The organism is Sphaerisporangium sp. NPDC049457 (assembly GCF_055586705.1).
On record NZ_JBVJHR010000003.1, the window covers coordinates 144,448 to 168,828 of the forward strand.

The following is a 24,381-nucleotide window of genomic DNA, read 5'->3' on the forward strand; positions in this document are numbered from 1 at the left end:
AGCCGCCCGGTCGTGCTCTGCTCCCCGCCAGGTTACATTCCCACCGTGGCGTAGAGGTCGCCGACCTCCTTGAGGGTGAGCGCGCGCATGGTGCCCGGCTTGAGCCGGCCCAGCTTGACCGGCCCGAACTCGATGCGGGCCAGGTCGATCACGTTGTGGCCCTCCTCTTCGAGCATGCGCCGGACGACGTGCTTGCGGCCCTCGTGCAGGACGATCTCGACCAGCGCCTGCTGGCCGTGCTCCTGGACGACCTTGAACTCGTCGGCCTTGACCAGGCCGTCCTCCAGCTCGACGCCCTTCTTCAGGCGGCGGGCCAGGTCGCGCGGGATCGGCCCTGGCACCTTGGCCCAGTACTTCTTCTGCACGCCGAAGCTGGGATGGGTGAGCCGGTGGGCCAGCTCACCGTCGTTGGTGAGGATGATCAGGCCCTCGGTCTCGGTGTCCAGCCGGCCGACGTGGAAGAGCCGCTCGGTGCGGTCGACCACGTAGTCGGCCAGCGAGGGGCGCCCCTCGGGGTCGGACATGGTGCTGACGACGCCGATCGGCTTGTTGATCGCGAAGTACACCAGGTCGGGCGCGGTGGGGATGCGCTTGCCGTCGACGTGGATGACCTGCTTGGCCGGGTCGACGCGGGCGCCGAACCGGCGGACGACCTGGCCGTCCACGGTGACCCGGCCCTCGCCGATCATCTCTTCGCAGGTGCGGCGCGCCGCGACGCCGGCCTGGGCCAGGACCTTCTGCAGCCGGACGCCGTCCGGTACCTCGGTGGTGTCGCGCTCGTCGCTGTAGCCGGCGGGGAAGAAGTCAGGGTCGCGCACCGGCTGGCGGGAGCTCTTGAACGCGCCGCCGCGCTCGGGACGGGCGGCCGGCCCGCGTCCGGCGGGGGCGCCACCGCGCGTCGCCTTGCCGCGCGCCGCGGGCGCGCCGTCGCGGCCCGCCTTGCCACGGCCGGCGGGAGCCGAGCCGCGGGAGAAGCGCTCTTGTGCCCGGCCGCCCTCGGGACGGCCGTACCGGCCGCGGGTGCCGCCGAGCGAGCCGCCGATGGTCTGCACCTCGTCGCGCCGGTCGTCGCCGCGGAAGGAACCACGGCGGTCGTCACGGCGATCATCACGACGGTCGTCACGGCGGTCGTCACGGCGGTCGTCGCGCCCGTAACGGCCGCGGGTGCCTCCGGCCTCGCCGGAGTAGGACCTGTCGTCGCGGGCGGGACGGTCGCGGAAGGCCGCGTCCCTGCCGTAACGCTCCGCGGAGCCGCCGCGCCCGGCGCGGAAGGAGCCGCGGTCGTCGCCGCGAGGGGGCCGCCGGTCGTCGTCACGGAACGAACCGCGGCGGTCGTCGCCACGGGAGAAGCCGCCCCGATCGTCACGGGAAGGCCCCCGCCGGTCGTCGCCACGCGACGGGCCGCCCCGGTCGTCCCGGAACGAACCCCGCCGGTCAGCGCCGAACGAACCTCGGCGGTCGTCGCCGTACGAACCCCGGCGGTCGTCGCCGGAGGAGCCGCGACGATCGTCGCCGTACGCCCCGCCGCGCTGGTCGCGGAACGAGCTTCGGCGGTCGTCGCCACGGGAGAAGCCGCCCCGATCGTCGCGAGAGGGACCCCGGCGGTCGTCGCGGAACGAGCCGCCACGGTCGTCGTTCCGGGGGAAGCCGCCACGGTCGTCATTCCGGGAGAAACCGCCGCGGTCGTCGCGAGTGGCTCCCCGGCGGTCGTCGCCGTAGGAGCCGCCGCGGTCGTCGCCGGGCCTGCCGTATCGCGCGCGAGGGCCGCTGGGAGCGCCTCCTCGCCGGCCGCCTCCGCTCCGGAAGCCGCCGGAGCCGCCGCGGGCTCCGGCCCCTCCACGGGAGCCTGAGGCGCCGCCGGGGGCGCCGCCGCGTCCTCGACCGCGTCCATCACCGGACGGGGTACCACGCCTGTTGTTCACTTCTGCTGCTCCTCTAGGGTTTCCACATCGTCGGGGAGGAACGGGGCGAGCGCGGGCAGCTCGTCGAGGCTCCGCAGCCCCAGCCTCTCCAGGAAGTACGAGCTCGTGCGGTAGAGCACCGCCTGGCTCTCGGGATCGGTGCCGGCCTCTTCGACCAGCCCACGCGCCGTCAGCGTGCGCATGACACCGTCGCTGTTGACGCCTCGTACGGCGGCGACCCTCGCCCGGCTCACCGGCTGGCGGTAGGCCACGACCGCGAGGGTCTCCAGGGCGGCCTGCGTCAGGCGGGCCTGCTGCCCGTCGCGGACGAAGCGTTCGACCACCGCGGCGCACTCGGCCCGCGTGTACAGACGCCAGCCTCCGGCGACCTCCCGCAAGTCGAAACCCCGTCCGGCGGCGGTGTATTCCGCCGACAGCTCGCGCAGGGCCTCGGCGACCTCGCGCGAGGGGCGTTCGAGCACCTGGGCAAGGGTCACCTCGGCGACAGGTTCGTCGACCACCAGCAGGATGGCCTCCAGGGAGGCCCGCAGACCCGGCTCGGCCGCGACGACCCCACCGGCGACGGCCGCGTCGCCTGCGTCGCCTGCGTCGCCCGCGTCCGGTGCCCCGGGCACGGGGGCCTGGGCCGGTGGGACGGGCGGCTTGTCGTCCGGCGCGCGCCCGGCTTCAGGACTCATCGGTTGCATCATCGCTTTCTCGGCCCTCGGCGTGCGGACGACCGTCCGGGACGTCGCCGCCCTGCCGGTCGCGGTCGCCCGCGGGGCCCTCTTCGTAGTCGTCGGCCACCGCGACGTCTCCGTCGTCGGCGCCCGTCCAGGTCACGTGCAGATCCCCGAGGGGCTCTATCTGCTCGAAGGAGACCGCGGCCTCCCGGTAGAGCTCGAGGACGGCGAGGAAGCGTGCGATGACCTCGAAGGTGCCCGCGCAGTCGGCGGTCAGGGCCCGGAACGTCGCGGTGCGCACGCGCCGGAGCCGCTGCACAAGGATAGCCGCTTGCTCGCGGACGTTGGCGACCGGTTGGTAGATGTGGGCGGTGGAGACCGACGGCGCCACCTTGGGCGTGAAGACCCGGGCCGCGATCTTGGCCAGCCGTTCGGGGCCGATGCCGAGCACGAGCTCGGGCAGCAGCCCGGCGAACTGCGGCTCCATCGGCACCGACCGGGGGAAGCGCAGGGCCTCCTCGGCCATGCGGCCGGCGAAGACCTTCGCGACCTCCTTGTAGGCGCGGTACTGCAGCAGGCGGGCGAACAGCAGGTCGCGGGCCTCCAGCAGCGCGAGGTCCTCCTCGTCCTCGACCTCGCCGGTGGGCAGCAGGCGGGCGGCCTTGAGGTCGAGCAGCGTGGCCGCGACGAGCAGGAAGTGGCTGGCCAGGTCGAGATCCCATTCGGGACCGCGGGCGCGGATGTAGGCGATGAACTCGTCGGTCACCTGGTGCAGGGACACCTCGGTGATGTCGAGCTTGTGCTTGGAGATCAGCCCGAGCAGCAGGTCGAAGGGGCCTTCGAAGACCTCCAGGTGCACCTGGAAGGCGTCAGGCCTGGCCTGGGCGGTCTCGGGCTCTGGGGTCACCGGCCCATTGTCCCGCACGGCGGCCGCCGCCGTGCGGGACCACGCTCACTGAGCCTGGGACCAGCGGGCGAGGACCTCGCGGGCCAGCTCGCGGTAGGCGGTGGCGCCCATGGAGGCGGGGTCGAACTGGGTGATCGGCTCGCCGGCGAGGGTGGCGTCGGGGAAGCGGACCGTCCGGTTGATCACCGTGTGGAAGACCTTGTCGCCGAAGCCCTGCATGATCGTCTGGAGCACCTCGCGCGCGTGCAGGGTGCGCGGGTCGTACATGGTGGCCAGGATGCCGTCGATCTCGAGGTTCTTGTTCAGGCGCTCCTGCACCTTGGTGATCGACTCCATCAGCAGGGCGACGCCGCGCAGCGCGAAGAACTCGCACTCAAGCGGCACCATGACGCTGTGCGCGCAGGTCAGCGCGTTGACCGCCAGCAGGCCGAGTGAGGGCTGGCAGTCGATGAGGCAGATGTCGTAGTGCGGGAGCAGCGGCTCCAGGGACCGCCCGAGGGCGTACTCTCTGGCGACCTCGTTGACCAGCCGGATCTCGGCGCCGGACAGGAAGATGTTGCTGGGCAGGAGATCCATGCCCTCGACGCTGGTGGCGAGCAGGACGTCCTCCGCCGTGACGTCGGGCTCCTCCATGATCAGGTCGTAGACCGTCGCCTCCAGCGGGCGCGGGTCGATGCCGAGGCCGACGGACAGGGCGCCCTGAGGGTCGAAGTCGACGAGCAGGACCTTCTGCCCGCACTCGGCGAGCGAGGCGCCGAGGTTGATCGTCGTGGTGGTCTTGCCCACGCCGCCCTTCTGGTTGACCATCGCCACGACCCGCGCGGGGCCGTGCGTGGTCGGCGGCACCGGGTCTGGGAAGACGGGACGCGGCCGGCCGGTGGGACCAAGGATTCCCTCGCTCCTGGTGTCACCCCAGGCACTGTCGGGGGCACCGGGAACCTCCCGGATAGAAGCGTCTGTGGTCGCAGTCACCAGTTGAACCTCCCTGACGGCCCCGAACCGGACCGTCCGGACGGACACTATGGGGTGGGCACGTAAGCGGCAAGGCGACGCGCCCGGAAGCTATGAAGTTGGACGATCGGCCCGGAGTCGGGCCGCCGCGTACGCCTCACGGAGCCTGTCGACGCCGACCAGCGTGTAGACCTGGGTGGTCGCCACCGAGGCATGGCCGAGCAGTTCCTGGACAACCCTAACGTCCGCTCCTCCGTCAAGGAGGTGAGTTGCGAACGAATGGCGCAACATGTGAGGCGAAACACCGGTCAGGCCCGCCCGCTCGGCGGCCGACCGCAGCACCTCCCAGGCGCCCTGCCGGGTGAGCCGGCCGCCCCGGGCGTTGAGGAACAGCGCCGCGGTGCCGCCGCCCTGGGCCCACATCAGCGGGCGCGCCCGCGCCAGGTAGGCGGCGAGCGCCTCGCGGGCGAACCTGCCGAGCGGGACGGCCCGTCCTCGGCCGCCTTTGCCGCGCAGCCGCACCCGCTCGGCCTCGACGTCCTCCACGGTCAGTCCGACGGCCTCGGAGATGCGCGCGCCCGTGCCGTACAGCACCTCCAGGAGCGCCCTGTTGCGCAGGGTGAGCGGCGCGTCCTTCGGCCCGGCCGCGGCGATGAGCCGCTCGACCTCGGCCACCCCCATGGCCTTGGGCAGGTGGGGCGGCCGGCTCGGCGGATGCACCTCGCGCGCGGGGTCGTGGGAAGTGACGCCCTCGCGCACGGCGAACCGGTGGAGCCCGCGTACGGCGGAGACGGCCCTGGCCGCCGAGCTGGCCACCAGGGCGGGATGCCGTTCGTCGCCCTCGCGCAGCGCCGCCAGAAACGCCTCGACGTCCGCCTCGGCCACCTCGGCCAGCGACGGGCGCCCGCGCGAGCGCAGGTGCTCCAGGTAGCGGCCGAGGTCACGCCGGTAGGAGGCGAGCGTGTTCGCCGCCAGCCCTCGCTCCACGGCGAGGTGGTCGAGGTAGGCGGCGGACACGGCCTCTGCGTCGGCGTGGGCGCTCAGGCGGGACCTCCTGTCAGGCCTCCTCGGCGTCGGCGGGACGCAGGGTGGTGAAGCCGTCCGGCGATGCGGCGTACGCGGCGAGAATACCCGCGACGGCGGGTCCATTGTGGATCATTCCGCTGAGCGCCTTATGCACGGCATCGAGCAGGGGAACCCATACGACGGGCATGTCCGTTTCCTCGTGCCGGCGCACGAAGTCGTTCTCCTCCGTGGGGACCGGCGACACGTCGCGGGCCAGGAAGATGCGGATGCGCTCGTCGGACATGCCGGGCGAGGTGTAGGTGTCCACCAGGGTGTGCCAGGTCTTCGCCCGGTAGCCGCTCTCCTCGGTGAGCTCGCGCGCCGCGCACTCGACGAGCGGCTCGCCCTCGACGTCGCGGATGCCCGCCGGCAGCTCCCACAGCAGCTTGCGCACGGGGTGGCGGTACTGCCGCAGCAGCAGCACCCGGCCGTCGTCGTCGAGCGCGAGGACGGCGACCGAGCCGGGGTGGACGACGTAGTCGCGGTCGGCGACGTCGTCGCCGGGCATGACCACGGTGTCGGTGCGCACCGTGATCACCCGGGCCTTGAGATGCGTCTTCTCGCCGCGGACCTCCCAGGAGGCCGGCACGTCGCGGACGTCCTCGGCGCTCAGGTCACCGGTGGGAAGGCCACCGGTGGTCAGGTCGCCGGCGGGCGGGGTGCCGAAGGCCGCGCTCACGCGCCCCGCCCCGCCTTGGTGACGCTCTCGCGCACGTCGGCGTACGTCAGCGCCGCGTCGATCAGGCCGCGGAAAAGCGGGTGCGACCGGGTCGGGCGGGAACGGAACTCCGGGTGGGCCTGGGTGCCGACGAAGAACGGGTGGACGTCGGCGTCCAGCTCGGCGTACTCGACGAGCCTGCCGTCGGGGGAAAGGCCGGAGAACACCATGCCGGCCTGCTCAAGCCGCTCGCGGTAGGCGTTGCCGACCTCGTAGCGGTGGCGGTGGCGCTCGCTCACGGTCGCCGCGCCGTACAGCCGCCGCACGATCGACCCCTCGGCGAGCCGGGCGGGATAGAGGCCGAGCCGCATCGTGCCGCCCATGTCGCGCTCGCCCGCCACCACGTCCTCCTGGTCGGCCATGGTGCTGATCACGGGGTCGACGGTGTCGGGGTCGAACTCGGTGCTGTTGGCGCCCTCGACGCCGGCCAGGTGGCGCGCGGCCTCGATCACCATGCACTGCATGCCCAGGCAGATGCCCAGCAGCGGGACCTGCCGCTCGCGCGCGTGCCGGATCGCACCGACCTTGCCGTCGATGCCGCGCACGCCGAAGCCGCCGGGGATGAGCACGCCGTCCACGCCGTCGAGCTCGCGCTCGGCGCCCTCGGGGGTCTCGCAGTCGTCGCTCTTGACCCAGCGGATGTTCACCCGGGCGTCGCAGGCGAACCCGCCGGCGCGCAGGGCCTCGGTCACCGACAGGTAGGCGTCGGGCAGGTCGATGTACTTGCCGACCAGCGCGATCGTGACCTCCTTGGCCGGACGGTGCACCCGGCGCAGGAGCTGGTCCCACTCGTGCCAGTCGACGTCGCGGAACGGCAGGCCGAGACGGCGGATCACGTAGGCGTCCAGGCCCTCGGAGTGCAGGACCTTCGGGATGTCGTAGATGCTCGGCGCGTCCACGGCCGACACCACGGCGTCCTCGTCGACGTCGCACATCAGGCTGACCTTGCGCTTGAGCGAGGTGGTGATGGGCCGGTCGGAGCGGCAGACGATGGCGTCGGGCTGGATGCCGATGCTGCGCAGCGCGGCGACCGAGTGCTGCGTCGGCTTGGTCTTCAGCTCGCCGCTCGGGCCGATGTAGGGCAGGAGCGACACGTGCAGGAAGAAGACGTTGTCCCTGCCGACCTCGTGGCGCACCTGGCGGACGGCCTCCAGGAACGGCAGCGACTCGATGTCGCCGACCGTGCCGCCGACCTCGGTGATCACCACGTCGACCTCGGGGCCGGCCATGCCGCGGATGCGCTCTTTGATCTCGTTGGTGATGTGCGGGATCACCTGGACGGTGTCGCCGAGGTACTCGCCGCGCCGCTCTTTGGCGATCACGTTGGAGTACACCTGGCCGGTGGTGACGTTGGCCGAGCCGTGCAGTTCGGTGTCGAGGAACCGCTCGTAGTGGCCCACGTCGAGATCGGTCTCGGCGCCGTCGTCTGTGACGAACACCTCACCGTGCTGGAAGGGGTTCATGGTGCCGGGGTCGACGTTGAGGTAGGGGTCCAGCTTCTGCATGGTGACCCGCAGGCCGCGAAGCTTCAACAGGCGCCCCAGACTCGAGGCGGTCAGCCCCTTGCCGAGACTGGAGGCGACGCCTCCGGTGACGAACAGATGCTTGGTGTTTGCGGCGCTGCGCAAGGAGGGTCTCCCGTGGTCCGTTGTCATCGTGGCCGTCCGACGGGCGACCGCGTGTCCACGGGCTCTCAGGATATCAAAGGACGCTCGCGAAGTGCCCGAACGGCCCGGGGCGTCCGTTCCCAGCATGCTAACCAAGCGGTAACTTTTCCGGTTATGTCACCCCGTGATGCACTACGCCGGATCGCAAACGGCCTCATTCACCGCGCCTGGGCCGCGATCCGCGCGACCGGAGCGGTCACCCCCAAGACCCCCTCCGGATACCGCTTCCGCCGCCTCGGCGAGGGAGCCTGCCTCTCGTTCCCGCAGGGCGCGATCTTCGGCGAGGCGTGGATCGAGATCGGCGACCACACGCTGGTCGGGGAGCGCGTCTCCATCTCGGCCGGGATGGGACCGGGCGTCGACCTCGGCCCCGGATCCATCGTGCGCATCGGCCGCGGCTGCTCCATCGGACGGGGCAGCCACATCGTCGGCCACCAGTCGATCGACATCGGCGACGACGTCTTCACGGGGCCCTACGTGTACATCACCGACCAGAACCACGTCTACGACGACCCCGAGACGCCCATCGGCCGGCAGTGGCCGCGCAACAACCCGGTGTCCATCGGGGCGGGCTCCTGGCTCGGCGCGGGGGCGATCATCCTGCCCGGCACGCGCATCGGCAGACAGTCCGTGGTCGCCGGCGGCGCCGTCGTGCGCGGCGAGTTCCCTGACCACTGCGTCATCGCCGGCGTCCCCGCCAGAGTCGTCCGCCGCTACTCCCCCCAGTCCGGCTGGCACTCCCCCTCCACCACCACCCCCGGCCTCCTCCCCGCCCCCCTGCCTGCCGACCAGCCCACCTCACCGGCTCCCGGGCAGACCGCCTCATCGGCCCCCGGACCGATCTCCTCACCCGTCTGAGAGCCGGCCGCGCCCTCACCGGCCTCTCCGTCAGCCTCCGTCCGCTTTGGATCGCCTCCCTCCACCCCCGTCCGCCTTGGGCCGCCTTGGGCTGGGCGTCCTCATATGGACCTGGACCGACGCCGGGACGCGGGTTACCGTCGCGGCATGCGGACGGAGATCGGTGACAGGTTCGGCGTCGAGTTCCCTCTGTTCGCCTTCAGCCACTGCCGGGACGTGGTGGCCGCGGTGACCAACGCGGGCGGGTTCGGCGTCCTCGGCGCCGTCGCCTACTCCCCCGAGCAGCTCGACCGCGAGCTGTCCTGGCTCGACCGGCAGGTGCGCGGCCGGCCGTACGGGGTGGACGTGCTCGTCCCCGAGCGGATCGACCGGGCGGCCGGTGACCCCGCCGCCCGGCTGCTCGACCACATCCCCGAGGTCCACCGCGACTTCGTCGCCCACCTGTTCGCCAAGTACGGCGTGGGAAAGGGCAGGGCCTTCACCCTCGGCTCGGTCGGCGGCCACGCCGACGAGGTCGGACGCCGGGTAACGCCCTCCGGCGCCACCGGGCTCATCGACGTGGCGCTCCGGCACCCGATCCGCCTGATCACGAGCGCGCTCGGCCCGCCGCCCGCCGAGATGGCCGAGAAGGCCAGGGCCGCGGGAGTGCCGCTCGCCGCGCTGGTCGGCACGGTGGAGCACGCCCGCCGCCAGGTCGCCGCCGGAGCCGAGCTGATCGTCGCCCAGGGCACCGAGGCCGGCGGGCACACCGGCGAGGTGTCCACGATGGTGCTCGTGCCGCAGGTGGTCGACGCCGTGGCGCCCGTCCCCGTCCTCGCGGCGGGCGGCGTCGCCAACGGACGCCAGATGGCCGCCGCGCTGTCCCTCGGCGCCGCGGGAGTGTGGTGCGGCTCGGTCTGGCTCACCACCGAGGAGGCCGAGACGCCTTCCGCCGTCAAGCGCAAGATGCTCGACGCCACCTCCCTGGACACCGTGCGGTCCCGGTCCCGCACCGGCAAGCCGGCGCGTCAGCTCGTCTCCGCCTGGACGACCGAGTGGGACGAGGCGCCCGAGAGCCCCGGCGCGCTGCCGATGCCCCTGCAGATGCTGCTCGCGGAGGGGGCGATGGCCCGCATCGGCGACGCTGCGGAGAACGGCGAGGAGGGCGCCCGGGAACTGGCGAACTACTTCGTCGGCCAGGTCGTCGGTCAGCTCGACCAGGTGAAGCCCTGCCGCCAGGTGATCTACGAGATGGTCGAGGAGTTCGCCTCGGCCCTCGCCCGCCTCGACCGCATCACCCGCTCCTGACCAGCCGCCGCGAAACCGGCGAACCGCCCCCGCCGGACCATGGCCCGGGCGGCGGCGGCCCCTGCTGCCACGCCGCGCCCGGCCGGCCGGAGACGGCCAGGCAGCCTGAGATCCGGTGACGTGAGTCGAGGGTGCGTGAGCGCGACTACGAGGGTTGGGACGCCTGCTGGAGGCGGGAGGCGGCCTTGCGAGCGCGCCGTCTGCGCAAGCGGCGGAACGCCCACCAGGAGGGGACAGCGAGGACGACCAGCGCCACGACGACCAGTATCGGGAAGAACACGGCGACCAGGCTCACGCCGAGCGCCCCGGCGTCCTCCACGGTGCTCACCACCGGAGCTCCCACACCGGCCGTCGAGACGTTGACGACCGGCCTGGCCGTGGCCTTCATCACGTGCACCGCCAGGGCCACGCCGATGCCGAGCACCCAGCTCACCCAAGGGTTCTGGGTCATCCAGGTCGAGTGGTCGAGTTGGGAGGCGGCCTGAGTGGCGCTGAACACCACACCACCGGCCGCGGGCCGCACCGCGGTCTGGATCATGTCGTTGACGTGATCGACGACCGGCACCTTGTCGAGCACCATCTCGGCGGCGAGCAGCACCCCGATGATCGCGAGCACCCACCCGTTGCTCAGCCACACGTAGTCGTGCGGCAGCCGGACGGCGTCGGTGAAGTTCGCCAGCAGACCGACCACCAGCAGCGGGATGTAGGCGTTGAGACCCGCCGCCGTGGACAGCCCGAGACCTGTCAGTGCCGCGAGCATCGCATCTCCCACCTTCCATGTTCTCCGATGGAGAAGACGAATGAGCAGATGCCCAACGTTCCCGGAGCCACACACCTCACCCCGAAGTCGAACTCCCGTTCGCCTTCCTGTCGCCGGCACGAGCCGAGCGGAGAAACCGCACAGGGCCCGAGCGGAGAAGCCGTACAGGGCCTACGAGCGGAGGGGACCCGTGCGGCCCCGGAACGGAGACACCCGTTCAGGACCCCCGAACGGAGACACGTGCAGGGGCCCCGGGCGGCCCGGCGGGCAGCCTGCCAGGTGGCGGTAGATGCCGGTGCGCCGGCTCAGCGTCGCCTGGCCGGCCGGGCCGTGCTCCTGCGACGAGGCGACGGTGATACTCGGTGAGGCGGGGCCGCCGCCGGAGGATCGTGCGGCTTGGTGGGTCAGTGCACGCCGGCCTCGCGCATGTCGCGGAGTTCGCGCTTGAGTTCCTTGATCTCGTCGCGGAGCCGGGCCGCGACCTCGAACTGAAGGTCGGCGGCCGCCGTGTGCATCTGCTCGGTCAGCGTGTGGACCAGCGACTCCAGCTGGGCCCTCGGCATCTCGCCCGCGATGGCCTTGGCGTGCTGGCCGCTCTGGCGGGCGCTCAGGCCAGGGACGGGCGCCTTGCCGCGGCTCTGCTGGCGGCCGCCGCCGAGGAGCTGCTCGGTGTCGGCGTCCTCCCGGACGAGGGAGTCGAGGATGTCGGCGATCTTCTTGCGGAGCGGCTGGGGGTCGACGCCGTTCGCCTCGTTGTAGGCGATCTGCTTGGCGCGGCGCCGGTTGGTCTCTTCGATCGCGCGCTCCATGGAGGGCGTGACGCGGTCGGCGTACATGTGGACCTGGCCGGACACGTTTCGCGCGGCGCGGCCGATCGTCTGGATCAGCGAGGTCTCGCTGCGCAGGAAGCCCTCCTTGTCGGCGTCCAGGATGGCGACCAGCGACACCTCGGGCAGGTCGAGGCCCTCACGCAGCAGGTTGATGCCGACGAGCACGTCGTACTCGCCCATGCGCAGCTCGCGGAGCAACTCGATGCGGCGCAGCGTGTCGACCTCGCTGTGCAGGTAGCGCACGCGGATGCCGAGTTCGAGGAGGTAGTCGGTGAGATCCTCCGACATCTTCTTGGTCAGGGTGGTGACCAGGACGCGCTCGTCCTTCTCGGCGCGCTCGCGGATCTCGTGGACCAGGTCGTCGATCTGCCCCTTGGTCGGCTTGACGACCACCTCGGGGTCGACCAGGCCGGTGGGGCGGATGACCTGCTCGACCACCTCACCCTTGCTGCGGCCCAGCTCATAGGGCCCCGGAGTCGCGGACAGGTAGACGGTCTGCCCGATGCGCTCGAGGAACTCCTCCCACTTGAGCGGCCGGTTGTCCATCGCCGAGGGAAGGCGGAAGCCGTGGTCGACCAGGGTGCGCTTGCGCGAGGCGTCGCCCTCGTACATCGCGCCGATCTGCGGCACGGTCTGGTGCGACTCGTCCAGGACCAGGAGGAAATCCTCCGGGAAGTAGTCGAGCAGGGTGTTGGGCGCCGTGCCGGCGTCGCGGCCGTCGATGTGCCGCGAGTAGTTCTCGATGCCCGAGCAGGTGCCGACCTGGCGCATCATCTCGATGTCGTAGGTCGTGCGCATGCGCAGCCGCTGGGCCTCCAGCAGCTTGCCCTGCTTCTCCATGGTGGCCAGCGACGCGGCCAGCTCGGCCTCGATGTCGCGGATCGCGCGCTCCATGCGCTCGGGGCCGGCGACGTAGTGGGAGGCGGGGAAGATGTAGAGCTCCTCGTCCTCGGTGATCACCTCGCCGGTGAGCGGGTGGAGGGTCGCGAGCTTCTCGATCTCGTCGCCGAACATCTCGATGCGGACGGCGAGCTCCTCGTACTGCGGGATGACCTCGACGGTGTCGCCGCGCACGCGGAAGGTGCCCCGGGTGAACGAAAGGTCGTTGCGGGCGTACTGCATGTCGACGAGACGGCGCAGGAGCTGGTCTCGCTCGATCTCTTGGCCGACCTTGAGCCGGACCATGCGGTCGACGTACTCCTGCGGGGTGCCCAGGCCGTAGATGCACGACACCGAGGCCACCACGACGGTGTCGCGGCGGGTGAGCAGCGAGTTGGTCGCCGAGTGGCGCAGCCGGTCGACCTCGTCGTTGATCGAGGAGTCTTTCTCGATGTAGGTGTCGGTCTGCGGGACGTACGCCTCGGGCTGGTAGTAGTCGTAGTAGGAGACGAAGTATTCGACCGCGTTGCCGGGCAGCATCTCGCGCAGCTCGTTGGCGAACTGCGCGGCGAGCGTCTTGTTCGGCTGCATCACCAGGGCCGGGCGCTGCAGCCGCTCGATGAGCCAGGCCACGGTGGCGGTCTTGCCGGTGCCCGTGGCGCCCAGCAGGACGTTGTCCTTCTCCCCGGCCTTGACGCGCCGTTCGAGCTCGGCGATCGCCGTCGGCTGGTCGCCGGAAGGGGTCATGTCGGTGACGACCTGGAAGGGTGCCACCCTGCGCTGCAAATCAGTTACCGGCCTCACACCTCCATAACCTACGCGCCGCCACCGACAATTCCGGGCCCGGAAGCCAGGCGGGGCGGCCTGTGCGTTCGGGGCTTCGACGGTGAGCCCTTCGACGGGCACACCGGCCTGCCGTCGCATCGGCGCGACTTCGTCGCCGCCTGCCCCGAACCGGTCGACGACACAGCGGTGCCACCGGCCGACCCAGGGGGACGACCCGCACAAAAGGGACGACCAGCGCGGCGCCCGCAGGTGCGGCGGACCAATCGCCGGAGTTTCCTTGACCACCCCCGGCCCCGATTGAACAATCGCTCATGCCGCCGCACCGGCGCGCGCACCACCGCGAACCGTCCTACCGAAGGGCCCCGTATGCGTTCGCCTGGCGTACCCAAATGGCTCACCCGGATGTCACGCGGACAGCTCTTCTGGGCGTTCATCGGCCTCGCGGTTCTGGTCGTGGTCGTCTCGGTCGCCCGCGGCAACGTGGCCGAGATCTACAAGGCCGAACCCGACTTCTTTCTCGGCGCCCTGCTCTCGCTGACCGGTTTCTGCTTCGCCAAGGCGTTCAGCCGGGCGAACGTGGACGCGGCCCTGGAACTGATCAGGGACGACCGCGTGCCGGAGGTGGCCGAGGCGCTGGAGCGCGAGTTGCAGCGCCGCCTGCACGCCAGGGGGGTCCACCAGCAGATCGCCCTGCTGAGCAGGAACATCACCGCCGCCAACATGCGCACCTGCGAGTACTTCGACCTGCAGACCAAGGATCCGCGCTTCTACCTCACCTCGCCGCTCGTCCGGATCATCCTGCAGGACCTCGACGAGGCGCTCAGCAACGTCACCGGTCTCGCGCATGCCGTCGGCAGCCAGGACGCGCAGCACACCTTCACCCTGTCGCCGGAGGTCAGGTCCCAGCTGAACGACGTCCTGCGGGACCTGCTGGAGGCGACCGCGCGCCGCAACGAGACCTACGAGACGCTGATGGCCCAGTTCGAGAACGTCCCTGTGGACGAACTGTGGGGCGCCTTCACCGTGATGACCTCCGACGTGCTCAAGGCGCAGCGCGACCTGGAGGCGCTGCTGGGCAAGAACATCCTGGCCTCTCCGAAGGACCGCCTTGTGGTCATGGCGGGGTACGTGGCGGCGTCGCTCAAGCGCGCACGGGTGGTGGAGGAACTGATCGAGGAGAAGGGGCTCAGCGAGCCGCCGGCCATGAAGATCATGCTCGACGACCTGGAGAAGGTGCTGGAGAAGCTCGCCCGCATCGAACTCGGATCCCCGATGCTCACCGGCGGCCCCGTCACCCGATGAGCCCCCGGCGCACCGGCCGCCCGATCGGGCGCCCGTCCGGTGCGTTGTGGCGGGGCACGCACGGCCAGGCGGTGAGCAGCAGGGCCGCGACCGCGGCGCCCACAGCGGACAGGGCCAGACATGCTCCGGTGAGCAGGTACGGCACGTGCCGTGATCGATTCTCGCCGGGCGCCGGGCGCCGGGCCTACGGCCTCGGCGGTCAGGCCGGGCGGGAGTCGCCCGCGTCGCGGCGCTCGCGCAGGCGGGCCCACACCTCGTTCACCCGGGCGTCGAGGTCGTCGAGGCCGCCCTCGTTCGGGATGACGATGTCGGCGATCCTCAGCCGGTCCTCGCGGGTGGCCTGGGCCCTGATGCGGGCGAGGGCGTCCTGCTCGGCCATGCCGCGCACGCCGGTGAGACGGGCGAGGCGGGTCTCGTCCGAGGCGTCCACCACGATCACGACGTCGTACATCGGGGCCAGGTTGTTCTCGGCGAGCAGCGGCACGTCGTAGACCAGGACGGCGTCCGCGGGCGCCGCGTCCTGCAGTTCGGCGACACGCTCGCCGACCCTCGGGTGCACGATCTCGTTCAGGCGGGCGAGCTTGCCCGAGTCGGCGAACACGATGCGCCCGAGCTTCTCGCGGTCGAGCGAGCCGTCCTCGCGCAGCACCTCGGAGCCGAACGCCGCCTCGATGAGCGCCAGGCCGCTGGTGCCGGGCTCGACCACCTCACGCGCGATCTTGTCGGCGTCGATGACCACCGCCCCGCGCTCGGCCAGGCGCCGGGCCACCTCGCTCTTGCCCGACCCGATGCCGCCAGTGAGCCCGACCTTCAGCATGCACGGAAGCGTAGCCAACCTCAGGACCGCCCGCGCGTGCGGACCGTGGTCAGGTGTTCGACCGCCCGCGCGTGCGGACCGTGGTCAGGTGTTCGACCGCCCGCGCGTGCGGACCGTGGTCAGGTGTTCGACCGCCCGCGGAGGCGGAGCGTGGTCAGGGGTTCGACGGCTTGCGCATGTAGACCATGGTGAGGTGCTCGTGTACGCGCTCGCGCCGGGTCTCGCGGTAGCCGAGGCGGCGGTACAGCCGCAGGTTCCCCTCTGACAGATGCCCGGTGAACAGGTCGAACGCCTCCACCCGGGCGCTCATCTCGTCCTCTATCGCCCGCATCAGGGCGGTGCCGAGCCCTTGGCCCTGCCGGTCGGGGGCCACCACGAGCCGGCCGATGAGCCCGGCGCGGTCACCCTGACGGCCGCGCACCGAGCCGACGACGCGGCCGGCATCGACGGCCTTGAGCACCGTCCCCGACTCGATGGCCCCGCGCACGCCCTCCAGCGACTCCACCAGCGGCGCGATGAACGGGTCTCCGTACAGCTGTGCCTCGACCACGTAGGCCGCGCGCTGAAGGGTGAGGATCTCCCCGGCGTCCTCGGGCCGGGCCCGTTCGATCGGCGTCACGCGCCCACTGTAGGGGGCGCCGCGGGGACACCGTCCCGCCGGCGGCCAAAGGCCGCCTGAAGGACGCCTCCGGCCGGATGCCCTGAATGTCCGTCGGGTGCCGGCGACGCGCCAGCGACCGGCACACGGCCGCACAGGCCCCGCCGAGCGCGACCGCCGACGCGGGGAAGCGGCCAGGTGCGGAAAGGAGGGGCCGGGCACGAGAAAAGGGCCCCACCGGAGTGGGGCCCTTCCTTGATCTCAGAGCGTCAGCTCTGGCCACCCGCGAGCTTCTCGCGGAGGGCGGCCAGGGCCTCGTCGGAGGCCAGGGCGCCCGCGGCCGGAGCCGCGCCACCGCCGGAGGCGGGCGGCGTCTCGCCGGAGTAGGACGACGGCCCAGCGGCCTCCGCCTCCTCCGCGCGCGCCTTCTCGACCTGCGACTTGTGGGCCTCGAAGCGAGTCTGGGCCTCGGCGTACTGCCGCTCCCACTCTTCGCGCTGCTTCTCGTAGCCCTCGAGCCACTCGCCCGTCTCGGGGTCGAACCCGTCGGGGTAGATGTAGTTGCCCTGCTCGTCGTAGGTCGCCGCCATGCCGTACAGCGTGGGGTCGAACTCGACGTCGGCGCCCATCGCACCCTCGTTCGCCTGCTTGAGCGACAGCGAGATGCGACGACGGTCGAGGTCGATGTCGATGATCTTCACGAAGATCTCGTCGCCGACCTGGACGACCTGCTCGGGGATCTCGACGTGGCGCTCGGCCAGCTCGGAGATGTGGACCAGGCCCTCGATGCCCTCCTCGACGCGGACGAACGCACCGAACGGCACCAGCTTGGTGACGCGCCCGGGGACGACCTGGCCGATCTGGTGGGTGCGGGCGAACTGCTGCCAGGGGTCTTCCTGCGTCGCCTTGAGCGACAGGGAGACGCGCTCGCGCTCCATGTCGACGTCGAGAACCTCGACGGTGACCTCCTGGCCGACCTCGACCACCTCGGAGGGGTGGTCGATGTGCTTCCAGGAAAGCTCGGAGACGTGGACCAGGCCGTCGACGCCGCCGAGGTCCACGAATGCGCCGAAGTTGACGATCGAGGAGACGACGCCCTTGCGGACCTGACCCTTCTGCAGGGTGTTGAGGAAGGTCTGGCGGACCTCCGACTGGGTCTGCTCGAGCCAGGCGCGGCGGGACAGGACCACGTTGTTGCGGTTCTTGTCCAGCTCTATGATCTTGGCCTCGAGCTCGCGGCCGACATACGGCTGCAGGTCGCGGACCCGGCGCATCTCCACCAGGGAGGCCGGCAGGAAGCCGCGCAGGCCGATGTCGAGGATCAGACCGCCCTTGACGACCTCGATGACCGTGCCGGTGACGATGCCGTCCTCGTCCTTGATCTTCTCGATCGTGCCCCAGGCGCGCTCGTACTGTGCGCGCTTCTTGGAGAGGATCAGCCGGCCTTCCTTGTCCTCCTTCTGGAGGACCAGGGCCTCGACGTGCTCTCCGACCTCGACGACCTCGGCCGGGTCGACATCGTGCTTGATCGAGAGCTCGCGCGAGGGGATGACACCCTCGGTCTTGTAGCCGATGTCGAGCAAGACCTCGTCTCGATCGACCTTGACGACGGTGCCTTCGACGATGTCGCCGTCGTTGAAGTACTTGATGGTCTCGTCGATCGCGGCGAGGAAGGCCTCCTCGGAACCGATGTCATTGACCGCTACCTGCGGGGTGCTCGAGGTGGCCTCAGTGCTGCTCGTCATGTGTGGAATTGCTCCGAACGCGGACAGATGTCGATGTGGCGGACGCGCGGCAGGCCCTGTCTATCGCTCAAGCCGAAGATGGTCGGATGACCCGTGGTCGACGTGACCGAGCGCGAGCCCGCTCCGTCCGAGGCGCGCGCGAGCCCACAGCGCAGCGATCAGCATATGAGAGTACGCGGGCGTGGTCAATCCGGCGCTCACCCGCATAACCCCGCAAGCCCCTAGTAAGCGATCTTCACCCCGTCGAGCTTTGCCGAAATTCTACCGGCAAGTCGACGAGGCATGGAGATGTGGATGGGATCCCCGTCGGAGGTGTACCGCCTATCAGGGTGCTTGTCGAGCCACTGCAACCAGTACTGAGAGCACCACTTGCGGCATTCCCCTTTTTTGCCGTTCGACTGGATTCGCGAGATGTCGTACCGGTCGTAGTCCTTCGCGTAGGGCGAAATCGCCGGTTCCGCCCCGGCCAGGAAGACGGCCCGGAAGTCGAAGGAGGTCCCCTTCCACGTTCCCTTCCTGGCCGCCGAGCGCTTCTTGGGGACGCTGCCGTAGGGCAGGGCGAAGGTCGTGGACGCGGGGGCGCCGAGCTCCCGCAGCAGGCGCTCCTGGCGGCCGATCGCCTCGGTCACCCGCTTCTTGCTCAGCCGGCGCAGGTCGGGGTGGCCGAGGGTGTGGTTGGCCACCTCGAAGCCGCGGTCGACCAGCCATCGCACGGCCGCCGCCTGGCGGTCGCGCCCGGTCAGGCCGAACGGGGTCTTGTTCACGTAGAAGGTCGCCACCGGCCGGAAGCCCGGGTGCTCGGCCGCCACGTCGTAGATGATGCGCACCACGGTGTCCTTCTTCGGCGCGCCGGCGGAGTCCAGGGCGAAGTGCGAGGGGTGGCCGTCGTCGAAGGTCAGCACGACCGGGTGGGCGCCGGCCGGGATGTCGATGAGGCCCGCCGCGAACTCCGCCGCCGTGATCGGCACGTAACCGCCGGAGGCCAGCCGCTCCAGCTCGGCGCGCAGCTGCGACGGGGTGCGGTCGATCGAGGCGCGGCGCTTCTTCAAGATCCGGTGGTACATGATCACCGGTATGGCGCCGAGCTCGTTGGCGTGGACCCGCCGGGCGGACTCCGCGGTGGCCGCCGAGGCGGGCACCGGAGTGGGCGGCGACGAGGGGACCGCGCGCGACGGGACCGCCGTGGGCTTGTCGTCCGGCGTGCCGTCGCCGAACGGCAGCACGAGCAGCGCCACGACGGCAATGATCATCACACCGACGTTCACGATGCCGATGACGGTGGTCAGGCCGGGCGTGCTGCGCACGGGTGTCTCCTGGATCGGACGGCTGGTCGGCATTCACCCTAGGACAGACCATTCGACCTCGTGGCGATCCGACGCACACGCCGCTCATGTGTTGAAATTTGCTCGTGAACTGGAGTCTGCGGGCCTGCGGCCGCCACGGCCATGTCACCTACGCGCCCACCGAGGCGGCGCTTCGCGGGCGTCTGCGGGCCGACACGGCCCTCGGCGAGGCGTGGCGCTGCCTGAGGTGTGGAGACTTCACCCTTGGCGCGCCGCACGGCACAGGGCCGGCCGACGAGGCGCCCATCGTGCTGCGCGGCAAGGCCCTGCGCGACGCCACGATCCTGCGTCTGCTCGCCGTGCTCCGGTGGGGCAAGGGGCTGCTCGTGCTCGGGGCGGCGTTCGGCATCTGGCGGTTCCGCGCCCACCAGGACGCCATCGGCCTGGCCTTCGAACAGGACCTGCCGCTGCTGCGGCCGCTGGCCGACAAGCTGGGCTGGAATCTGGAGGACTCCGGCGTGGTGCACACGCTGCGCACCGTACTGAGCGCCGAGACCCGCACGCTGACCTGGATCGGGCTCGGCCTGCTGGTCTTCGGGGCGCTGCTGCTGACCGAGGGCGCCGGTCTGTGGCTGCTCAAGCGCTGGGGCGAGTACTTCGCGGTGGTGGCGACGTCGCTGTTCGTCCCGATCGAGGTCTACGAGCTGGTCGAGAAGGTCACCTGGCTCAGGGGCGTCATCCTGCTGATCAACCTGGCGGCCGTGCTGTACATCTTGCTGTCGAAGCGGTTGTTCGGCCTGCGGGGCGGGCGTGCCGCGCACGAGGCCGAACGGCACGAGACCAGCCTGCTGGAGGTGGAGGCGGCGGCCGTGCAGCGGTCGCTGCCGGCCCACCGCCACCCCGCCCCCGCCGCCTCCGACTGAAGGCGGGGGGCGTCACCTCCGCCACACCTCCGACTACAGGCGGGGGCGTCACCCCCGCCACCTTCAACCGAACGCGGGGGCGTCAGTGGCCGGCGTCCTGCCAGGTGCGGCCGGTGCCCACTGAGACGTCCAGCGGGACGCGAAGGTGGTAGGCGTCGCACATCTGGGCGACCACCAGCTCGCGCAGCGGCTCCATCTCGCCGGAGGCCACCTCGAAGACGAGCTCGTCGTGGACCTGCAGCAGCATGCGCGAGCGCAGCCCCTGGTCGTGCAGGGCGCGCTGCACGTTGAGCATGGCGACCTTGATGATGTCGGCCGCCGAGCCCTGGATGGGCGCGTTGAGCGCCATGCGCTCGGCCATCTCGCGGCGCTGGCGGTTGTCGCTGGTGAGATCGGGCAGGTAGCGGCGGCGGCCGAGGATGGTCTCGGTGTAACCGTCGTGGCGGGCCTGGGCGACGATCGCCCCGAGGTAGTCGCGGACCCCGCCGAACTCCTCGAAATACTCTTCTTTGAGCGCGCGGGCCTCGGCGACGGGGATGGTGAGCTGGCCGGCGAGCCCGAAGTCGGACAGGCCGTAGGCCAGGCCGTAGTTCATCGCCTTGATGCGGGCGCGCAGCTCGCCGTCGACCTGCTCGGGCGGCAGGTCGAACACCCGGGCCGCGGTCGCCTTGTGGAAGTCGTGCCCGGACTCGAAGGCGGCGATGAGCGCCTCGTCCTGCGAGAGGTGGGCCATGATGCGCAGCTCGATCTGGCTGTAGTCGGCCGTCAGCAGCGTCTCGTACCCCTCGCCGACGACGAAGCCCTGGCGGATGCGCCGGCCCTCGGCCGTGCGGATCGGGATGTTCTGCAGGTTGGGCTTCTCCGACGACAGGCGCCCGGTCGCCGCGATGATCTGGTTGTAGGTGGTGTGGATGCGCCCGTCGTCGCCGACCTCCTTGATCAGGCCCTCGACGGTGGTGCGCAGCTTGGTCTGGTCGCGGTGACGCAGCAGGATCGTCGGCAGCTCGTTGTCGGTCTGGGTGGCCAGGGTCGCCAGGGCGTCGGCGTCCGTGGTGTACCCGGTCTTGATCTTCTTGGTCTTGGGCAGCCCGAGCTTGACGAACAGGATCTCTTGGAGCTGCTTGGGCGAGCCCAGGTTGAACTGCTCGCCGACGACGCGGTGAGCCTCTTCGACGGCCTGCTTGACGGCGGCGCCGAACTCGGCCTCCAGCCCGGTGAAGTAGTCGCGGTCGGCGGCGATGCCGGCGCGTTCGAGCTCGGCGAGCACGCGCACCAGCGGAAGCTCGACGTCGCGCATCAGCCGGATGCCGCCCCGGGGCTCCAGGTGGGCCTCAAGGGCGTCGGCGAGATCGCGCACGGCCTGCGCGCGGACGGCTAGCTCCTCCCCCGCGTTGTCGGCGGGGTCGTCGAACAGGGCCGCCTGGCCGCCGGTGTCGGCCTCGGCGCGCAGCTCGCGGTGCAGATAGCGCAGCACGAGGTCGTCGAGGGGGAACGAGCGCTGCCCCGGCATCGCCAGATAGGCCGCCAGGGCGGTGTCGCAGGTGAGGCCGCGCAGGTCGAGGCCGTGTGCCCACAGGGCCAGCAGCGGCCCCTTGGCGTCGTGCAGGGCCTTGGGCCGGGACTCGTCGGCCAGCCACCGGGCGAGTGCCGTCTCGTCGGCCTGGGTGAGCGCGGTGAGGTCGAGGTGCGCGGCGCGCTGCCGCCCCTGGCCGTCGGCGGGCACGGCGATGGCCAGGCCCTCGATGGTGCCCGTGCCGCTGCCGTAGGAGCCCTTGACCGCCAGGCCCGCCCGCCCCTCGGGCATGGCCGCGAGCCACGCCTCGACCTCGTCGGGGCCGAGCGTGGCGACCTCGACCTCGAAGCCGGACTCGGCCTCGGGCTCGGCGGTGCCGATGCTCTGGTAGAGGCGGTCGCGCAGCACGCGGAACTGGAGCGTGTCGAACAGCTTGTGGATCTCGTCGCGATCCCACTTGCCCATCTTGAGCTCGTCGACGTCGACGTCGAGAGGGACGTCGCGGCGCAGCTCGGTGAGCTGGCGGTTGTGGATGACCTGGCCGAGGTGCTCGCGCAGCTTGTCGCCGACCTTGCCCTTGACCTCGTCCACCCGGTCGACCAGCGCGTTCAGCGAGCCGAACTCTTTGACCCACTTGGCTGCGGTCTTCTCGCCCACGCCGGGGATGTTGGGCAGGTTGTCGCTCGGGTCGCCGCGCAGCGCGGCGAAGTCGGGATATTGCTCGGGGGTGAGCCCGTACTTGTCGACGACGGCGCCGGGGTCGAAGCGCGTCATGTCGCTGATGCCGCGGCGGGTCATCAGCAGGGTGATGCGGTCGTTCACCAGCTGGAGGGCGTCGCGGTCGCCCGTGACGATCAGGACGTTCATGTCGCGCTCGGCGGCCCGGGTGGCGAGCGTCGCGATGAGGTCGTCGGCCTCGTAGCCGGCGAGGGACAGGTAGGGAAGGCGCAGCGCGTCGAGCACCTCGAAGATCAGGCTGACCTGGCCGCGGAAATCCTCAGGGGTCTCCTGCCGGTTGGCCTTGTACTGGTCGTAGGCTTCGTGCCGGAAGGTGGGCTCTGACCGGTCGAAGCAGACGACGACGTGGGTCGGCTTCTCGTCGCGCAGGACATTGATCAACATCGAGGTGAAGCCGTACACCGCCTCGGTGTGCTGGCCCTCGGTCGTCATGAGGTTCGCGTCCTTCAGCGCATAAAAAGCGCGGTACGCGAGCGAGTGCCCGTCCAGCAGGAGCAGGCAGGGGCGGGAGGGGGTCGGTTCCTTCTTCGGCACACCCGCAGCCTAGTCTCCATGTACGACAGAACACCCAGGGCTGTGCAAGTGGAGGCCTCCCTTTGACCATGATGAACCCCGAGGATCAGGCCCGCCTCGACGCGGTGTACCACGGCGACCACAAAGGCGCCCTGATCGCCACCATGGGCATCGAGTTCCTGGAGGTCGCCGCCGAGCGCGTGGTCGCGCGCATGCCGGTCGAGGGCAACACCCAGCCGTACGGCCTGCTGCACGGCGGGGCCTCCTGCGTGCTGGCCGAGACCATCGGCTCCACCGGCGCCGCCGTGCACGCCGGGCCGGGGCGCCGGGCGGTCGGCGTCGAGATCAACGCGACGCACCACCGGGCGGCGACCTCCGGCCACGTGACCGGGGTGGCCACCCGCGTCCACGGCGGCCGCACCATCGCCACCTACGAGATCGAGATCACCGACGATCAGGGCCGCCGCGTCTGCACTTCGCGACTCACCTGCATGCTCCGTGACGCGCAGTGATATTCGGCCGTATCAGGCTACGATTTGCCACTCTCTTTGCACGGGAGCCACATAGCTCGCTAGCGTTGTGACGCCAGAGCCCGTGGGTGGTCGAGTAGACAACGTGTGCGGCCGGGGAAGCCCTACATGGCCCCAAAGACCACCCGCGGGTTCGTAGCGTTCCAGGGCCCTGGAAGACCCCTTCCAGGCCCGGGAACACCCCTTGCGGGCCCGCGCCGCACGCCTCCGGGCTTTCCGGTCCGGGCGGGAAGGCCTGTCGGCGCCGGTCTCAGAACACCTGCGGGCCCCAGAGACGCTACGGCCCCCGCCGGCAGGGGCCGTGCGGGGGCCGGGTCAGGGCGCCGTGAGGTCTACCGGGCCGGGGCCGCGGTCTCCTCGGCGCCCGGCGCGTCGTCGTCCGAGTGCGTCGGGTCGAGCACCCGCCGCAGGAACGTGCGCGTGCGGTCGTGCCGCGGCGCGCCGATCACCTGCTCCGGCGGCCCCTCCTCGACGACCACCCCGCCGTCCATGAACACCACGCGGTCGGCGACCTCCCGCGCGAAGCTCATCTCGTGCGTGACCACCAGCATCGTCATGCCGTCGCGGGCGAGCTTGCGCATGACCGACAGCACGTCCCCCACGAGCTCGGGGTCCAGCGCGGACGTCGGCTCGTCGAACAGCATGAGGTCGGGGTCCATGGCGAGCGCGCGGGCGATCGCCACGCGCTGCTGCTGGCCGCCCGACAGCTGGGGCGGGAAGGCGTCGCACTTCTCGGCGACGCCGACCTTCGCCAGGTTGTCCCGCGCGACGCGCTCGGCCTCGGCCTTGCCCCGCTTGAGCACCCGCCGCTGGGCGATCATGACGTTCTGCAGCACCGTCATGTGCGGGAACAGGTTGAACGACTGGAAGACCATGCCGAGCCTGCGCCGTGCCGCGTCGATGTCGACGTCGGGATCGGTCAGTTCGACCCCGCCGACGCGCACCGTGCCCTTGGTCGGCTGCTCCAGCAGGTTGACGCATCTGAGCAGCGTCGATTTGCCCGACCCTGACGGGCCGATGATGCAGACGACATGACCCTGGTCGACCGTGAAGTCGATGCCCTTGAGCACTTCGAGCTCGCCGAAGGACTTGTGCAGGTCCTTGATCTCGACCACGTGCGCCATCGC

General features: G+C 71.0%; 20 protein-coding genes. 5 read left to right on the top strand and 15 right to left on the bottom strand.

What is annotated here, in order from left to right; translation table 11 throughout:
• Positions 1–32: 32 nt before the first annotated feature.
• The 7 genes from ACZ6QO_RS06600 to ACZ6QO_RS06630 all read right to left on the bottom strand — a co-directional run bounded on the left by ACZ6QO_RS06600 (position 33) and on the right by ACZ6QO_RS06630 (position 7,853).
• Positions 33–1,922, bottom strand: a complete 1,890-nt coding sequence (locus ACZ6QO_RS06600; protein ID WP_465848321.1) for a pseudouridine synthase — start codon at positions 1,920–1,922, stop codon at positions 33–35.
• Entirely contained in the window at positions 1,919–2,599 is a 681-nt protein-coding gene (gene scpB / locus ACZ6QO_RS06605) for an SMC-Scp complex subunit ScpB (RefSeq protein WP_465848323.1), read from the bottom strand. The genes ACZ6QO_RS06600 and scpB overlap by 4 nt, the downstream gene beginning before the upstream one ends.
• Positions 2,589–3,491 carry a segregation and condensation protein A gene (locus tag ACZ6QO_RS06610; protein ID WP_465848324.1) on the bottom strand — a complete coding sequence of 301 codons (903 nt, stop codon included), beginning with the start codon at positions 3,489–3,491 and terminating at the stop codon, positions 2,589–2,591. The genes scpB and ACZ6QO_RS06610 overlap by 11 nt, the downstream gene beginning before the upstream one ends.
• Before the next feature lie 45 nt (positions 3,492–3,536).
• Complete coding sequence (locus ACZ6QO_RS06615) at positions 3,537–4,463, bottom strand: ParA family protein (protein ID WP_465848326.1); 927 nt, start codon at positions 4,461–4,463, stop codon at positions 3,537–3,539.
• A gap of 90 nt (positions 4,464–4,553) precedes the next feature.
• Complete coding sequence (locus ACZ6QO_RS06620; RefSeq protein WP_465848328.1) at positions 4,554–5,459, bottom strand: tyrosine recombinase; 906 nt, start codon at positions 5,457–5,459, stop codon at positions 4,554–4,556.
• Between the two features lie 40 nt (positions 5,460–5,499).
• Positions 5,500–6,120 (bottom strand): NUDIX domain-containing protein, encoded by a 621-nt coding sequence (locus tag ACZ6QO_RS06625; RefSeq protein ID WP_465848658.1) that lies wholly within the window; start codon positions 6,118–6,120, stop codon positions 5,500–5,502.
• 62 nt (positions 6,121–6,182) lie between these two features.
• On the bottom strand, positions 6,183–7,853 hold the full coding sequence (locus tag ACZ6QO_RS06630; RefSeq protein ID WP_465848330.1) for a CTP synthase: 1,671 nt from the start codon (positions 7,851–7,853) through the stop codon (positions 6,183–6,185).
• Positions 7,854–8,006: 153 nt separating this feature from the next.
• On the opposite strand from ACZ6QO_RS06630, the gene ACZ6QO_RS06635 reads away from it, so the two are divergent.
• Together ACZ6QO_RS06635 and ACZ6QO_RS06640 are read left to right on the top strand one after the other, a co-directional pair.
• Complete coding sequence (locus tag ACZ6QO_RS06635; protein ID WP_465848332.1) at positions 8,007–8,750, top strand: acyltransferase; 744 nt, start codon at positions 8,007–8,009, stop codon at positions 8,748–8,750.
• A 147-nt stretch (positions 8,751–8,897) separates the two neighbouring features.
• Positions 8,898–10,037: an NAD(P)H-dependent flavin oxidoreductase gene (locus tag ACZ6QO_RS06640; RefSeq protein WP_465848333.1), complete on the top strand. Its 1,140-nt coding sequence runs from the start codon at positions 8,898–8,900 to the stop codon at positions 10,035–10,037.
• Between the two features lie 145 nt (positions 10,038–10,182).
• Here the strand turns inward: ACZ6QO_RS06640 and ACZ6QO_RS06645 are convergent, their stop codons facing one another.
• Positions 10,183–10,797: a DUF4126 domain-containing protein gene (locus ACZ6QO_RS06645; protein ID WP_465848335.1), complete on the bottom strand. Its 615-nt coding sequence runs from the start codon at positions 10,795–10,797 to the stop codon at positions 10,183–10,185.
• Positions 10,798–11,201: 404 nt separating this feature from the next.
• Complete coding sequence (gene uvrB, locus ACZ6QO_RS06650; protein WP_465848337.1) at positions 11,202–13,310, bottom strand: excinuclease ABC subunit UvrB; 2,109 nt, start codon at positions 13,308–13,310, stop codon at positions 11,202–11,204.
• Between the two features lie 384 nt (positions 13,311–13,694).
• On the opposite strand from uvrB, the gene ACZ6QO_RS06655 reads away from it, so the two are divergent.
• Positions 13,695–14,594, top strand: a complete 900-nt coding sequence (locus tag ACZ6QO_RS06655; RefSeq protein WP_465848338.1) for a hypothetical protein — start codon at positions 13,695–13,697, stop codon at positions 14,592–14,594.
• Between the two features lie 199 nt (positions 14,595–14,793).
• On the opposite strand, the gene coaE is transcribed toward ACZ6QO_RS06655, so the two are convergent.
• The 4 genes from coaE to ACZ6QO_RS06675 all read right to left on the bottom strand — a co-directional run bounded on the left by coaE (position 14,794) and on the right by ACZ6QO_RS06675 (position 19,058).
• A complete protein-coding gene (gene coaE, locus ACZ6QO_RS06660) occupies positions 14,794–15,411 on the bottom strand; it encodes a dephospho-CoA kinase (RefSeq protein WP_465848339.1) in 618 nt (205 codons plus the stop codon).
• A gap of 154 nt (positions 15,412–15,565) precedes the next feature.
• Positions 15,566–16,030, bottom strand: coding sequence for a GNAT family N-acetyltransferase (locus ACZ6QO_RS06665; protein WP_465848341.1), 465 nt, complete (start codon positions 16,028–16,030; stop codon positions 15,566–15,568).
• A 248-nt stretch (positions 16,031–16,278) separates the two neighbouring features.
• On the bottom strand, positions 16,279–17,754 hold the full coding sequence (gene rpsA, locus ACZ6QO_RS06670) for a 30S ribosomal protein S1 (RefSeq protein ID WP_465848343.1): 1,476 nt from the start codon (positions 17,752–17,754) through the stop codon (positions 16,279–16,281).
• Positions 17,755–17,975: 221 nt separating this feature from the next.
• The gene (locus ACZ6QO_RS06675; RefSeq protein ID WP_465848344.1) at positions 17,976–19,058 is read right to left on the bottom strand and encodes a polysaccharide deacetylase family protein; all 1,083 of its coding nucleotides are present in this window, start codon (positions 19,056–19,058) and stop codon (positions 17,976–17,978) included.
• A gap of 104 nt (positions 19,059–19,162) precedes the next feature.
• Here ACZ6QO_RS06675 and ACZ6QO_RS06680 point away from each other — a divergent pair, with 104 nt between their 5' ends.
• Entirely contained in the window at positions 19,163–19,960 is a 798-nt protein-coding gene (locus ACZ6QO_RS06680) for a DUF2127 domain-containing protein (RefSeq protein ID WP_465848346.1), read from the top strand.
• A gap of 82 nt (positions 19,961–20,042) precedes the next feature.
• On the opposite strand, the gene polA is transcribed toward ACZ6QO_RS06680, so the two are convergent.
• A complete protein-coding gene (polA, locus tag ACZ6QO_RS06685; protein ID WP_465848347.1) occupies positions 20,043–22,745 on the bottom strand; it encodes a DNA polymerase I in 2,703 nt (900 codons plus the stop codon).
• A 71-nt stretch (positions 22,746–22,816) separates the two neighbouring features.
• Here polA and ACZ6QO_RS06690 point away from each other — a divergent pair, with 71 nt between their 5' ends.
• Positions 22,817–23,236: a PaaI family thioesterase gene (locus tag ACZ6QO_RS06690; RefSeq protein WP_465848660.1), complete on the top strand. Its 420-nt coding sequence runs from the start codon at positions 22,817–22,819 to the stop codon at positions 23,234–23,236.
• A 350-nt stretch (positions 23,237–23,586) separates the two neighbouring features.
• Here ACZ6QO_RS06690 and ACZ6QO_RS06695 read toward each other — a convergent pair whose 3' ends face one another.
• Entirely contained in the window at positions 23,587–24,378 is a 792-nt protein-coding gene (locus ACZ6QO_RS06695; protein WP_465848349.1) for an amino acid ABC transporter ATP-binding protein, read from the bottom strand.
• Positions 24,379–24,381 lie beyond the last annotated feature (3 nt).

Bases quoted from the DNA above. Each gene is read 5' to 3' on its own strand.
- coaE (WP_465848339.1), bottom strand. From the start codon at position 15,411: ATGCTGAAGGTCGGGCTCACTGGCGGCATCGGGTCGGGCAAGAGCGAG.
- scpB (WP_465848323.1), bottom strand. From the start codon at position 2,599: ATGAGTCCTGAAGCCGGGCGCGCGCCGGACGACAAGCCGCCCGTCCCA.
- ACZ6QO_RS06695 (WP_465848349.1), bottom strand. From the start codon at position 24,378: ATGGCGCACGTGGTCGAGATCAAGGACCTGCACAAGTCCTTCGGCGAG.
- ACZ6QO_RS06640 (WP_465848333.1), top strand. From the start codon at position 8,898: ATGCGGACGGAGATCGGTGACAGGTTCGGCGTCGAGTTCCCTCTGTTC.
- ACZ6QO_RS06655 (WP_465848338.1), top strand. From the start codon at position 13,695: ATGTCACGCGGACAGCTCTTCTGGGCGTTCATCGGCCTCGCGGTTCTG.
- rpsA (WP_465848343.1), bottom strand. From the start codon at position 17,754: ATGACGAGCAGCACTGAGGCCACCTCGAGCACCCCGCAGGTAGCGGTC.
- ACZ6QO_RS06690 (WP_465848660.1), top strand. From the start codon at position 22,817: ATGAACCCCGAGGATCAGGCCCGCCTCGACGCGGTGTACCACGGCGAC.
- ACZ6QO_RS06635 (WP_465848332.1), top strand. From the start codon at position 8,007: ATGTCACCCCGTGATGCACTACGCCGGATCGCAAACGGCCTCATTCAC.
- ACZ6QO_RS06645 (WP_465848335.1), bottom strand. From the start codon at position 10,797: ATGCTCGCGGCACTGACAGGTCTCGGGCTGTCCACGGCGGCGGGTCTC.